Consider the following 13,894-nt stretch of genomic DNA (forward strand, 5'->3'; position numbering starts at 1 on the left):
CGCTTACTCCTCGCCGGACTCGTAGTGCTCCCCGGCCGCCTCCGGCAGCCGCGTCCGGCCGAACAGCGCGAGCACGACGATGACCGACACGTACGGGATGGTCCGCACGAGCGGCCGCGGGATCGCGAGCACGTTCTGCCCCTGCAGCGACAGCTGGAGCGCGTCCAGCCCCGCGAACAGCAGCGTCGACAGCATCGCGCCGATCGGGTTGTAGTTGCCCAGCAGGTAGGTCACGATGGCGATGAAGCCCTTCCCGTTGACCATCGTCGGCCCGTTACCGACGAACTGCCCCAGCGACAGCGACAGCGCCGCGCCGCCGACGCCCGCGAGCACGCCCGACAGCAGCACCGCCGCATAACGCACCCGGGAGACGTTCACGCCGGCGGTGTCGAGCGCCTTGGGGTTCTCGCCGGAGGCGCGCACCCATCGGCCGAAGGAGGTGCGGTTGAGCGTCCACCACGAGGCGCCGACGGCGACGAACATCAGGTACACGATGGGCGAGGCCTCGAACAGCGCGCCGACGAAGGGGAGCCCCGCGAGCGAATCGAGTCCCGCGACGACCGTCGTCGAGACGACCGGGATCCCCGATCTCGCGAGCAACCCGCCGATGTCCGGGAACGTCGTGCCGGCGCTGGCGTTCGTCGACCCGAAGACGACCGTGGAGGCGAACGGCGCGAGCCCGAGCGCGATGAGCCAGATCGCCAGTCCAGCGATGATCTGGTCGGCGCGGAACTCGATGCAGACGATCGCGAACAGCAGCGCCAACAGCGTCGAGGCGAGCACGCCGCCGAGGAGCCCGGCCCACACCGAGCCGGTGATCGAGGTGACGTACACGCCGCCGAACGCCGAGACGATGAGTAGCCCCTCCAGCCCGATGTTGATGACGCCGGACTTCTCGGCGAAGATGCCGCCGAGCGCCGCGAAGGCGATGGGCACCGACAGCCGGAGGGCCGCCGCCAGCGTCGACTTCTGGAACAGCAGCGCCAGGACGGCGAGCAACACGTCGGTCGCGCCCGCGAGCGCGAGCCCGGCGACCACGAGCAGCGCGACCCCAGCGGTCGCCGCCGCGATCCGAGCACGCGTGCCCAGCCCGTCGACGACGGAGGCGACGCTCACGCCTCCTCACCCCCGTCGGTCGCGACGGCGTCGCGGCTCCCCCCGAACCGGTCGCGCACGTCGACGCGCTGGCCGATCATCCGGAAGAACTCCGGCATCGCCACGAACAGGACGATGAGCCCGCGGAGGACGCCCACGAGCTCGGGCGGCACGTCCGTCCCCACGTCGACGACGATGGATCCGGACTTGAGGACGCCGAACAGCAGCGCCGCCGCGATCGCGCCGACCGGGCTGTTGCCCGCGAGGATGGAGACGGTGATGCCGTCGAAGCCGTAATCCGGGATGCCGGTCTGGAAGTTGCCCGCGATCGTCAGGACGTACACCGCGCCGCCGATGCCCGCGAGCGCGCCCGACAGCGCCATCGAGGCGACGACGGTCCGGGCGGCGTCGACGCCGCCGTACTCGGCGGCCTCCGGCTGGATGCCGCTCGTGCGCACGTCGTAGCCGAACGACGTGCCCCGGAGCAGGTACGCGACCGCGACGGCGACGACGATCGCCAGCGCCAGCGCCAACAGCGACGCGTCGGTGCGCCCGGGGAACAGCGGCTGCGGGAACAGCGTGAACTCCGGGAGCGTCCGCGTCTGGTTCGCGAAGCTTTCGGGGTCCTTGAACGGCCCCGAGGCGAGATACAGCGCGAACGACGTGGCGACGAAGTTGAGCATGATCGTCGTGATCACCTCGTTGGCGTCGGCGTACGCCTTCAGCGCGCCCGGAATGGCGCCCCAGATCCCCCCGACGAACGCGCCGACCGCCAGTCCGACGGGGACGAGCACGAGCGTGCCCACGACCCCCGAGACGGCTCCCGAGAGGGCGTACACGGCGAGCGCGCTGGCGAGCGCGCCGAACACGAGCTGACCCTGCCCGCCGATGTTGAACACGCCGGCCTTGAACGCCACCGCGACCGCGATGCCCGTGAACACGAGCACGGTCGTCTCCGAGACGGTGGTGGCGAACTGGCCGTTGAGCGGGTTCGCGAGGAAGTCGCCGAACGCCCCGAGGAACAGGCTGTCGTACACGACGATCGGGTCGTAACAGAAGCCGATGCCCAGCAGGGAGTACGCCGCCGACTCACAGGAGGTCATCCGCCCCGCCACGAGGATGAGCACGAACCCGATCGCCACCGACAGCAGCAGCGCCGACCCCGAGATGAGCAGCCGCTCGGTCGCGCTCGCGGCGACGAGTCGGTCGAGCGCGTCGAAGGCGCGGTCGCGGGGGGAGCGGGAGCCGCCCGACTCGCCGGGAGCGGCGCCGTCGCGGACGGCGGCGTCGTCTGCCGCATCGCCGGGGGCGGCGCCCGTGTCGCTGTCAGGGTCGCCGTCGGCGTCGCCGCCCGCGTCAGTCATCGGCCACCTCCGCGTCGGCGTCGTCGCCGGGAGCCGTCCCGGCGTCGGTCGCGTCGGACCGATCGCCGCCGGCGTCAGCGTGGACGACGCGTTCGGCCCGCGGGAGGTTCTCGGGACGCTCGCCGGCCATCATGAGCCCGAGCTGTTCCTCGGTCACCTCGTCGGGGTCGACTACGCCGACGATCCGCCCGCGGTACATCACCGCCAGCCGGTCCGAGAGGCCCCGGACCTCGTCGAGCTTCGAGGAGACCAGCAGGACCGCCCGGCCCTCGTCGCGCAGGTCGATCAGGCGGTCGTGGATGAACTCCGTCGAGCCGATGTCGACGCCGCGGGTCGGGTGGGAGGCGACGAGACAGGAGGGGTCGCGCGCGAACTCCCGGCCGACGATGAACTTCTGCTGGTTGCCGCCGGACAGCGACTTCGCCTCGGCGCCGGCGTCGGGCGGGCGAACGTCGTACTCGTCGATGATGTCGGTCGCGTGGTCCCCGGCGCGGTCCCAGTCGAGGCGACCGCGCTCGGCGAACGGCTCGTCGTGTTGGGAGCCGAGCACGCCGTTCTCGGTGAGGTCGAAGTCCATCACGAGCCCGCGCTCCTGGCGGTCCTCGGGGATGTACGCCATCCCCTCGCGGGTGCGCTCCCGGCGGGAGCCGTCGGTCACGTCGCGGCCGTCGATCTCGACGCGTCCCTTCGCGGGCGTGTGCAGCCCGGTGACGACCTCGACCAGCTCCGACTGGCCGTTGCCGTCGACGCCGGCGATGCCGAACACCTCCCCCTCGCGGACGGCGAAGGACACGTCGTCGACGGCGACCACGTCGCGGTCGTCACGGGCGGTGACGCCCTCGAGCGACAGCGTCGCCGCGCCCGGGTTCGCGGGCGGCGTCTCCGTCTCCAGCATCACCTCGCGGCCGACCATCAGCTCGGCCAGCTCCTCGCGGGTCGTGCCGGCCGTCTCGACTGTGCCGACGTTGTGGCCGTCCCGGAGGACGGTCACCTCGTCGGCGGCCTCCAGCGCTTCGCCGAGCTTGTGCGTGATGAAGATGACCGTCTTGCCGGCGTCGGTCAGCTCCTCGAGCACCTCGAAGAGGTCCTCGACCTCCTGTGGCGTGAGTACGGCCGTCGGCTCGTCGAGGATGAGCACCTCCGCGCCGCGGTACAGCGCCTTCAGGATCTCGACGCGCTGTTGGACGCCCACGCCCACGTCCTCGATGCGCGCGTCCGGCTCCACGTCGAAGCCGTAGCGGTCGGACAGCTCCAAGACGTCCTCGCGTGCGGCCTCACGGTCGACCGCGAGCCCGCCCCACTTTCGGGGCTCGTTGCCCAGCGTGATGTTCTCGGCGACGGTCATCGGGTCGACCAGCATGAAGTGCTGGTGGATCATCCCGACGCCGGCGTGGATGGCGTCGCCGGGGGAGTCGAAGCGCCGCGGCTCGTCGGCGATGGCGGCGAGCCCGTCGTCGCCCCCGCGGCTCTCGCCGTCGCTGCCGTCCTCCTCGTCTTCGTCGCCCTCGCCGTCCGCCTCGTACGTCAGGCCGTCCCCGTCGACGTACACGTCGCCCTCGGTGGGCTCGTACAGCCCGTAGAGGACGTTCATCAGGGTGGTCTTGCCCGCGCCGTTCTCGCCGAGGAGGGCGTGGACCGTCCCCCGCTCGACCGAGAGCGTGACGTCGTCGTTGGCGACGACGCCGGGGAAGCGCTTCGTTATCGAGTCGAGGCGGACGGCCTCCGTCATGTCACCGGGCGTTTCGGCGGGGACGGGATAAACGGCGCGTTTTCCCGGAACGACCGTTCAAGAAACCGGACTGTCAGACGAGATACCACACGGTATCGGCGTGTACGAGAAATCGATCGGGAGCGGTCCGTGCCGACTGTTCCGCCGTCGAGCGGCGGGTGACCGGAGCGGGTTACTCCGGGCTGTCGGGGACGGAGATCTCGCCGTCGATGATGGCCTCGCGCGACGACTGGATCTCCGATTTCACGTCCTCGGGGATCTGGTCGCCGAGCTCCGTCCCGTAGACGATGTCGACGCCGTCATCGGCCAGGCCGAGGCTGGTCGCCGTGCCCGCCTCGAACTCGCCGTTCACGGTCGCCCCCGCGGCGTTGTAGACGGCGGTGTCGACGCGCTTGACCATCGACGCGAGGATCACGTCCTGGTAATCCGTCGTCACCGACTGGTCGCGGTCGACGCCGATGGCGAACTTGCCCTCGTCGCGGGCGGCCTGGAAGACGCCGGCGCCGGTGTTCCCGGCGGCGTGGTAGACGATGTCCGCGCCGGAGCTGTACATCGACAGCGCGGCCTCCTGGCCGGCCGAGGGGTCGGAGAAACTGCCGGTGTAGGTCGTCTGTACGTCGACGTCCTCGTTTGCCGCCTTCACGCCGGCGGTGAAGCCGGCCTCGAACTTCGCGATGAGCGAGGACTCCACGCCGCCGACGAAGCCGACGTTCGTGGAGTCGCCGGCGGTGGAGCTCTCGCCCGCCGAGAACGACCGGCTCGTAAGCAGGCCGGCCAGCTGGCCGACGAGGTACGATCCCTCGTGCTCCTTGAACGTGTACGAGCGAACGTTGTCGGCGTCGACGACGCTGTCGACGATCATGAAGTCCTGATCGGGGTAGTCGGGCGCGGTCTGTGAGAGCGCGTCCGCCTGCAGGAACCCGATACAGGAGACCAGGTCGTAGTCGGGGTCCGTCGACTGCGCGTACTGGGTCTGGTAGGTGCTGAACTGCGACACCGAGTCGGGCTCGGACTCGTCGTACGAGAGGTCGAACTCCTCGGCCGCCTGCTGGATACCCGTCTGAGCCTGGTCGTTGAACGAGCCGTCGCCGAGCCCGCCGGTCGCGTACACCATCCCGACGTTCGTCGTGTCCGAGCCGGACGCCTCGGTCTCGGACGCTTCGGTGTCCTCGTCGTCGGCCGCCGGCGTCGATGCTTCGGTCTCATCGCCGTCGGAACCGCCCGACTCCGGGCCGCCGGTACAGCCCGCGAGCCCGACGAGCCCCGCCGCGCCGACGCCTTTCACGAACTTCCGCCTGTCGAACCGGTCTGTGTCCATACCCGCAAACCAGACGGATGAATGGTTAAAATCTCCGCATCCACGCCGGGAGCGACAGGATCTCTGACAGATCGGTTCCGACGGGTCGCCTCAATCGACCGCCTCGACCGCCGCCTCGACGACGCCGGCGACCTCCTCGACGAACGGGTCGAGCTCGTCGTGTTCCGCGTACACGCGCACGTACGGCTCGGTGCCGGACGGGCGAACGAGCGTCCACGAGCCGTCGGCGAAGGAGAGCCGGACGCCGTACTCCGAGTCCACCTCGGCGGCGGGGAACGCCGCCGGCAACGTCTCCGCGAGCCGCTCCATGGCGGCGGCCTTGTCGTCGTCGGGGCACTCGACGCTGACCTTCCGGTACGGCCGCTCGGTGACGGGCGCACGCAGGCCGTCGAGTCCCTCGTCGGCGACGAGCCGGGTGAACACTGCCGCGCTGGCAACGGCGTCGATCCAGTCGCCGAGGGCGGTGTGAACGTGCTTCCACGGCTCGGCCGCGAAGACCACGTCGCCGCCGGCGTCGCGGGCGGCGGCGATGCCGTCGTGGAGGTAGCCGAGCGCGACGCGCTCGACGCGCCCGCCGGCGGCCTCGACGCGCTCGTCGATCCGGCCCGACGCGTTCGGCGTCGTCACGACGACCGGATCGGCCGCGTCGCTCGCGCGGATGTACCGCTCAGCGAGGATCGCCAGCACCGTGTCCTCGTGGACGACTTCGCCGTCGCCGTCGACGACGACGATCCGGTCGGAGTCGCCGTCGTGGCCGATCCCGACGTCGGCGGCCCCCTCGCGAACGAACTCGCGGAGGTCCGCCAGCGACTCGGGCGTCGGCTTCGACTCCCGGCCGGGGAAGTGGCCGTCGACGGTCGCGTTGAGCGTCACCACGTCCGCGCCCAGCTCCCTGAGCACCTGCGGGGTCGCGACCGCGGACATCCCGTTGCCGCAGTCGACGGCGACGCGGACGCCCTCGGGGTCGGCGCCGAACGCCCGGGCGTACTCGACGACGGCCAAGCGGTACGCGTCGAGCACGCCCTCGTCGGCGCCGTCGCCCCATTCGTCCCAGTCGGCCGGCGTGACATCGGCGCCGACCCGCTCCTCGACGGCCGTCTCGGCCGCCTCGCCGTACTCGACGCCGTCGACGAACGCCTTGACGCCGTTGTCGGTCGGCGGGTTGTGCGAGGCGGTGAGCATGACGCCGCGGCGCCCGCGCGAGGCGAACGCCAGCGCCGGCGTCGGCACCTGACCGAGCCGGCGCACCTCCGCGCCCGCCGACTCCAGGCCCGCCTCGGCGGCGGCCGCCAGGGCGGGTCCGGTGACGCGACCGTCCCGTCCGACGACGAACTCCCGGTCGCCGGCCTCCCGGGCGTGGTCGCCGAGCGCCCGCGCCACCTCGAGGACGAGCCCCGGCGTGACGCGCTCGGTCGCGCTGCCGCGGATGCCGGCGGTTCCGAACAGGTCCATACCGGACCGTCCGCGGCGGTCCCCAAGACTCCCTCGGTCCGGGACGCCGACCGGCCGAACGTTCAAGCGTGGTGACGGGGCCAGTCCCCTCGATGCGCTGACCGCGGCCCCGGTGCGAGAGCGGCTGTGCGACGGCACGCGCCGGGGAACGGAACACAGGGGCGACGCCGTCGCCTGTCAGCACCACGTCGAGCCGCCGCCGTCGGTATCGGACGGGCGTCGCCCCCGCGGTTCGTCGAATCGTGGTCGCCGGCGACGGATCAGACGGACTGAGCCGGCGCCGTCGATCAGATCCCGTCGGCCGCGGTGCTCACCAGCCAGATCCCCGCCGCCATCGTCGCTCCCCCGACGACGAAGCCCGGACCGATCGCCTCCCCGAGCAACGCGGCTCCCAGCGCCGTGCCGACGAGCGGCTGGGCGAAGAAGAACGCCGCGACGGTGCCCGCCGACACCGTCTCCAGCCCCTTGTACCAGAGGTACCACGCCGCCGCCGTCGAACCGAGGCCGAGGTACGCGACCGCCAGCAGCGCGCCCGGCGACGCCATCGCCGCAAGCGGCGGCGCCCGCACCGCCAGCTCCGCTGCCGACAGCGCCGCCAGCGGCGGCAGGGAGGCGAGACAGGAGTACGTCGCCGCCGTCAGCGCCGAGTACTTCCGCACGAGGGGCACCCCCCAGACGGTGTAGCCGGCCCACGCGATGCTCGCGAGGACGAGCGCGCCCACGCCGGCGACGTTTCCGCCGCCGAGGCGCGTCAGGTCGTACTGCCCCGCGAGCACGAGCAGCGTGCCGGCGGCCGCGAGCGCCATTCCGCCGGCCGAGCGGCGGGTCACCTCCTCGCCGAGCACTGCCGCGCCGAGGACGACCGTGAAGACGGGCGTCAACACCGTCAACAGGGATCCCTGGCTGGCGTTCGTCAGCTCCGTGCCGAGGAACTGGCTGGCGATGGTGAGGGCCACCCACCCGCCGAGGACGGCGAACCCCCGGTAGTCCGCCCGGTCGACGGCGACGCCGCGGGCGCGGACGACCGCGTACAGGGCGACGGCGCCGACGGCGACGCGGAGGAACCCGAGCGTGAGCGGCGGGATCAGGTCGAACCCCCACTTGCTCACGACGTACATCCCGCCCCAGATGGCCGCCGCCAGCAGCGGCGCGAGCGCGAACGCGTACCGGCGCGTGACCGACGCCGCGCTCACGCGTCGGACCCCCCGCGCCCCGCCGCGGCGACGGCGCCCCCGGCGAGCGCCGTTCTCGTTCGAACCGGCATTCCGGTTGCGGCGAGACGGCGACGGGTGAAAACGCTTCCCGGATCCCGCCGTCGCCCCCGGCCGTCGCCGGCTTTTCGTCGCTCGACGTCGAACCGTCGCGTATGAGCGACGAAGCGGAGGACCGAACTCGCGCGCACGTGTTCGTCTCCGGGCGCGTGCAGGGCGTCTTCTACCGCGCGAACACCCGCGACGCCGCGCGCGACCGCGGCGTCGACGGCTGGGTACGGAACCTCGACGACGGGCGCGTCGAGGCGGTGTTCGAGGGGCCGCGCGACGCCGTCGAGGGGATGGTCGAGTGGTGTCACACGGGGAGGCCGAGCGCGGTCGTCGAGGACGTCGACGCCGAATACGAGGAGCCGGAGGGCGAGCGGGGCTTCACGATCCGGCGATAGCGGCCGCGCCGAGTCGGCTCGGCGGCGACAAAGGCCGTCGAGCCACCGGAGGGCCGACCGGGACGCGATCGGATCGTCGGCGAGCGTCGTCACGCGACACCCGGCGTCAGTCTGCGCCCGTCGCTTCCGTCCGGTTACCGCCGCCGAGGAACGGCACCGAGAGCCCGGACTCCGCTTCGACCGGCTTCGTCGGGTCGTGACCCTTGAGGCCGTCCCAAATGACCAGCGCCGACGGGAGCACCAGCATCGACGTGACGAACGAGTAGAGGATCGACAGCGCGGTGAGCGTCCCGAACTGGCCGAGGATGCTCAACACCGAGAACACGAGCACGCCGATACCCGTCGTCGTCGTGAGCATGCTCCCGAGGAGCGCGCCGCCCGTCCCGCGGACGGTGCGCTCCAAGGCTGTGACGAGGTCGTGTTCGCCGCGCTCGTCGATGAACCGGTGGACGACGTGGACCGAGTAGTCGATCCCCAGCCCGATGGTCAACGAGAGGATCGTCGCCGTGAACGCGTTGAACGCGATGCCGGCGAGCCGCATCGTCGCCGCGACGAGCGCCACCGACGCGACGATCGGGATCGTGTTGACGAGCCCCAGCGACGGCAGCCCCTCGAGGAGGCCGTAGATGACGAGCAGGAACACCACGGTGAGCGAGAGCGCCACGGCGAGGCTCTGGACGGCGGAGGTGAAGATGAGGTCCGACACCGCGGCGAACACCACGGTGCTGCCGGTGGCGACCGCGACGCCGCTGGTGTCGCGGTAGCGGTCGGCGACCGCGCGCCCGTCGGCCGTCACCGCCGACTGGTCGGCGTCAGCTTCGGTCGAGTACACCACCTGTGTGCTGCGACGGTCCTCCGAAAGGTACTGGAGCGCCCGATCGCGCGAGGACGACGACAGCAGGTAGTCGTAGATCTCTCCGAGGTTGTCGTCGGGAACGCCGTTGGCGTTCCGGTCGTTCCGCTCGACGAGCCGGCGGAACTCCGGGTCGGAGTCCGCGCGCTGTTGGATCACCGTCACGATGCTTTGCGACTCCGCACGGCCGTCCTCGGAGACGAACGTGCTCGGGGCATCCTCACCCATGCGATGGATCTCCTCCAGCCTCGTCGGGTCCTCCATGTCGCCCTCGACGTAGATCGTGACCGACCCGCCCTGGCTCGCGGTGAACTTCTCCTCGAGGAAGTTGAGCGTCGCGACGGCGGAGTAGTCGCCGGGGGCGAACGGCTCGGGAAGCTCCTCGAGGTACTCGGGCGTCTCCTCGGGCGGAAGGAAGTCCTCCTGCGAGAACGACGTGGAGATGCCCGCCGCGTAGCCGCCCGAGACCGCGGTGAGGACGAGCACGAGCGCGAGGAACACCCGCGGGGCGCGTTCGCCGACGGAGACGCCGACGCGGAGCACACTCGCGAGGCCGCTCCCCTCCGCGCCCAGCGGCGCCTGCGAGAACGTCGGGATCGGGATGGCGTCGCGACGGCGGTCGATCAGCACCTTCGCCGCCGGCAGGAACACGCCGAACAGGAGGAACGTGAACAGGATGCCGGCGGCCGCGACCAGCCCGAACTCCCGGATCGGCGCGAGGTCGGACGTGAGATTCGCGAGGAAGCCGATGACCGTCGTTCCCGTCACGATGAAGAACGCCACGAGGAGCTGGCGCACCGCCAGGTTCATCGCCTCCTCGACACCGTAGCCCTCGGCCCGGTCCTCCCGGTAGCGGTTCACCGCGTGAATGCCGAAGTCGATCCCGACCGCGAGCAGGAGCGGCGGCACCGAGATCATCATCTGACTGAACGGGATCCCGACGAGCCCGAGGAACCCGAACGTCCACACGACCGCCAACAGCAGCGCGAACGAACCGAGCAGGAGGTCGATGAGGTCCCGGTACGCGACGACCAGGAAGCCGATGATCAACAGCACCGCCGCGGGCGTGACGATGAGCAGCGAGTCGGTGATCACCGACGAGAACTCCGCGGAGATGATCCCCGAGCCGAAGACGGTGATGTCGCCGCCGACGGTGTCGACGACGCGCTGGCTCCGGAGCTGGATGTCCGTCAGCGGGCTGGACCCGCTCTGTCCGGCCGCCGCGCCGCCCCCGCCGGCGCCGGGTATCTCGTGAGTGACGACGCCGATCGTGGCCGACGCGGACGCGGACTCGGCGTTGAAGTCGTCGGACACCCCGCCGGTGAACGCGGCGTTGTCCGCGTTCTCACGGACCGCCCGGTCGATCTCGGTGGGCGTCGCCCGTTCGAGCGCGCGGATCTGCGCCTCGGTCGTGGTCGCGTCCGGGTCGATCGTTCGCGCGACCGTCGCCGCCGGGGAGGAGACGCCGACCACGCGCAAGCCGTCCGTCTCCTGAAGCCGGTGTTGTGCCTCGAGCATCCGCACCATTGCGGGCTTCGAGAGGACGTTCCGGTCCCGCTGGACGAGCTGCGTCGAGCCGGTGTCCTCGGAGAACGACGGGCCGAACTCCCGCTGGATGTCCGAGAGGGCCTCCTCGGCGGGGATCCCCGAGGTGAACTGCTCGGTCCCGGCGGCCGTCGAGACGTTCGCCAACCCGCCGGCGAACACCAGCGTGAGCAGCAGGAACGCCACGACGATCCGCCCGGGACGCTCGGTGATCTCCGTGGCGACCGCGGCGGCGAGCCCCCCGTCGGTCATCTGTTGCGCCGGAGGTAGACGCCGCCGACGAGCCCGAGGGCGACGACCACCGCCGCGACGCCGATGGCGCCCAGCGGCAGGCCGTTCCCGCCGGGCGCGGCCGCCTCGATCGGCACCTCGTAGGTGTCGGAGATCAGGGTGTCACCGTCGGCGGTCTCGTACCGGAAGTCGACGCTCGCGGGGTACGTCTTGCCGTCGATGGCGCCGCCGGCCATCGAGAGGGCGAACGTCACCTCCCGCGTCTCGCCGGGGGCGAGCTCGGCGATGAACCCCTCGTCGTCCGACGACGACAGCGGCGCATCGAGGAACAGCTTCGCCGACACGTCGCGGACGATCTCGTCACGGTTGTTCGTCACCTCGAGGGTGAGCGTCCCGCCGCCCCCGACCTCGAACGTCCCGTTGACCGGGCTCACCGCGAACTCGTCGCGGGATTCGGCGATCGAGACCGGCGCGTCGATCGAGTCCCCGGTTCGCCGTGTTCCCTCTGTGTCGCGGTACTGGACGCGCAGCGTGAACTGCCGCGGTCCCGCCTCGGCGGCGTCGGACACCTCGACGTCGAACGCGAACTCGGCCGACTCGCCGGGTTCGAGCGTGCCGACGGCGACTTCCGGCTCCAGCGGCGAAACGTTCGGATTCGACGCCTCGAACAGGACGACCGCGTTCGTCACGGTCTCCTCGCCGGTGTTGGTCACGGTGCCGGTGACCTGTCCCTCCTCGCCGACGCGGAGGGTGCTCGCGAGGTCGTCGACCCCGAACGTCTGTTCGGGCAGCGGCAACACGCCGAACGAGAGCGGACGCGAGGTGGCCGATTCGCCCCCTTCAGTCTCGTACTCGACGGTCGCGTCGACGGCGTACTCGCGCGTCTCCGCCGAGTCGACGAGCGTCGCGTCGACCTCGACGGTCCGGGTCTCGTTGGGGGCGAGCGTGCCGACGAACCGGCGGGCGTTCGCGGAGTCGCCGAAGGAGAGGTCGCTGTTGCCCGACTGGAGCGCGAGCACCGCGTTGGTGGCCGTCTCGCCGCCGACGTTGCGCACGGTCGCCGACACGGTGCCGGAGCCGCCGACGGGCGCGGCCGACTCGACGTCCTCGATCTCGAAGCGGGCGCGTTCCTGCACCCGAACCGTCGCGTACACGGTCTCGGTCACTACCTCGTCCTCGTCGTCCTCGTCGCGGTACTTGACGGTGATCGGGACACGGTGTTCACCGCCGGGAATGTCGGCGGCCACGTCGATCTGTACCGTCACCGACCGGGTGGCGCCGTCGCCCATCCGACCGAGATCCCGGGTGGACGAGAGCACCTCGATGCCGTCGATGTCGCCGACGGTGGCGTTCACGTCGATCGCCGCCTCGACGCGGTCGTCGCGGTCGGCGGCGTCGTTCGTCAGTTCGATCGTGAGCTCCTGGGTCGTTCCCGGCTGGATCACCGGCTCGGCCACGTCCGTCTCGAAGCGGGGATCCTCGTCGGCCGCGACGACGCCGACGAAGCCCGTTCCGACGGCCGACACGACCAGTAGTGCGGCGATCAACAGCGTCTGTGGGCGACGTGACATCGGTGTTGTCTGAACGTTCAGTCAGGGTCGTATATAATCCGTTTGAAACCGGGCGTGCGATCGACGCATCGGTCGCTACGCCGGGACCGCGTACGTCTCATGGAGGTGGTCGACCACGGTCGAGACCGTGTCCGGGTCGTACGTCCAGAAACCGTAGAACCGGCGGTCCTCGGGGTCGCCGCGCTCCTCGGCGAGGAGCAGACAGGCGTCGGCGGGGTCGCCGCCGCCGTCGAACGCCACGAACCACGAGCGCCGTATCTCTGCCGTGTCCTCCTGATGAACGCTCACGTCCTCGATCGCGGGCACGTCGTCGCTCGGTGCACAGTACGTGTGCACGTCGATGTCCTTCGTGGCGAGGTCCTCGTAGACGCCCTTCTGTGCGCGGATGGCGTCGACGCGCTGGAAGCCGGCGTGCAGCTCGCCCGTGCCGGCGCGCCACGCGCGGTCCTCCATCTCCCGCGTTGCGGCCATCATCCGGGAGATGTCGTAGGACGTGAACGTCGTCCCGTCGAGGTGTTCGAGGATCGGCGCCAGGGCGCTCTGCTCGCCCGGGCCGACGGCGATGTCGCCGTCGAGGTGTCGGAGGTCGACCGCCGCGAGCACCTCGTCGTCGCGCTCGTCGGACAACACGACGTACCCGGAGAGGCCGCTGTCGGTCGTCCCCTCCCGGATCCGGACGGCCTGCGAGTCGAAGTACTCGCGCAGCTCCGCGACGGCGTCGTCGTTCGGCGGGTCGAACACCGTCAGACGCTTCTCTCGGCCCTCGACCGAGTCGATGACTGCCCGGAGTGACATCTGGGTTCGACAGTCATACACCGGGCACCGGTAAAAGCCTATCACCGACGTGCACCGGCGCTGACAGACCGCCGAGTCGACACCGACGGGAACGACTCGGGTGGCGCCGGCGGTCGGGGGCGCCGGTCGGGGGCGCCGGTCGGGGGCGCCGGCGGACGACGACGCCGAGGACATCGCGTGAATCGGTCCGGGCGACGGGACGACGGAGTGCCACAATTATTGACAGCGATTCGATAACTCTGGACGAGTCGATCTGGACGCCGACAAGAGGGACCAAGAGAACG

10 protein-coding genes are annotated in these 13,894 nt (G+C 71.0%); 1 reads left to right on the plus strand and 9 read right to left on the minus strand.

The features are described 5' to 3' along the window. Positions 1–3: 3 nt before the first annotated feature. The 6 genes from K6T50_RS05730 to K6T50_RS05755 form a co-directional block, all read right to left on the minus strand. Positions 4–1,116 carry an ABC transporter permease gene (locus K6T50_RS05730; RefSeq protein ID WP_222608439.1) on the minus strand — a complete coding sequence of 371 codons (1,113 nt, stop codon included), beginning with the start codon at positions 1,114–1,116 and terminating at the stop codon, positions 4–6. Next, positions 1,113–2,459, minus strand: coding sequence for an ABC transporter permease (locus K6T50_RS05735; protein WP_222608440.1), 1,347 nt, complete (start codon positions 2,457–2,459; stop codon positions 1,113–1,115). The genes K6T50_RS05730 and K6T50_RS05735 overlap by 4 nt, the downstream gene beginning before the upstream one ends. Then, the gene (locus K6T50_RS05740) at positions 2,452–4,188 is read right to left on the minus strand and encodes an ABC transporter ATP-binding protein (RefSeq protein WP_222608441.1); all 1,737 of its coding nucleotides are present in this window, start codon (positions 4,186–4,188) and stop codon (positions 2,452–2,454) included. The genes K6T50_RS05735 and K6T50_RS05740 overlap by 8 nt, the downstream gene beginning before the upstream one ends. Positions 4,189–4,360: 172 nt before the next feature. Then, positions 4,361–5,506: a BMP family lipoprotein gene (locus tag K6T50_RS05745; RefSeq protein ID WP_222608442.1), complete on the minus strand. Its 1,146-nt coding sequence runs from the start codon at positions 5,504–5,506 to the stop codon at positions 4,361–4,363. A 90-nt stretch (positions 5,507–5,596) separates the two neighbouring features. Further along, a complete protein-coding gene (locus tag K6T50_RS05750) occupies positions 5,597–6,958 on the minus strand; it encodes a phosphohexomutase domain-containing protein (RefSeq protein ID WP_222608443.1) in 1,362 nt (453 codons plus the stop codon). 287 nt (positions 6,959–7,245) lie between these two features. Continuing rightward, on the minus strand, positions 7,246–8,076 hold the full coding sequence (locus tag K6T50_RS05755; protein WP_222608835.1) for a DMT family transporter: 831 nt from the start codon (positions 8,074–8,076) through the stop codon (positions 7,246–7,248). A gap of 248 nt (positions 8,077–8,324) precedes the next feature. Between K6T50_RS05755 and K6T50_RS05760 the strand changes: the two genes are divergently transcribed. Then, a complete protein-coding gene (locus tag K6T50_RS05760; RefSeq protein ID WP_222608444.1) occupies positions 8,325–8,615 on the plus strand; it encodes an acylphosphatase in 291 nt (96 codons plus the stop codon). A gap of 106 nt (positions 8,616–8,721) precedes the next feature. Here the strand turns inward: K6T50_RS05760 and K6T50_RS05765 are convergent, their stop codons facing one another. The 3 genes from K6T50_RS05765 to K6T50_RS05775 all read right to left on the minus strand — a co-directional run bounded on the left by K6T50_RS05765 (position 8,722) and on the right by K6T50_RS05775 (position 13,610). Further along, complete coding sequence (locus tag K6T50_RS05765; protein ID WP_222608445.1) at positions 8,722–11,265, minus strand: efflux RND transporter permease subunit; 2,544 nt, start codon at positions 11,263–11,265, stop codon at positions 8,722–8,724. Continuing rightward, positions 11,262–12,815 carry a COG1361 S-layer family protein gene (locus K6T50_RS05770; protein ID WP_222608446.1) on the minus strand — a complete coding sequence of 518 codons (1,554 nt, stop codon included), beginning with the start codon at positions 12,813–12,815 and terminating at the stop codon, positions 11,262–11,264. Before K6T50_RS05770 ends, K6T50_RS05765 begins: the two co-directional genes overlap by 4 nt. 75 nt (positions 12,816–12,890) lie before the next feature. Further along, positions 12,891–13,610 (minus strand): DICT sensory domain-containing protein, encoded by a 720-nt coding sequence (locus K6T50_RS05775; protein WP_222608447.1) that lies wholly within the window; start codon positions 13,608–13,610, stop codon positions 12,891–12,893. Positions 13,611–13,894: the final 284 nt, after the last annotated feature.

The sequence above is a fragment of the Halobaculum magnesiiphilum genome (assembly GCF_019823105.1).
Lineage (GTDB): Archaea > Halobacteriota > Halobacteria > Halobacteriales > Haloferacaceae > Halobaculum > Halobaculum magnesiiphilum.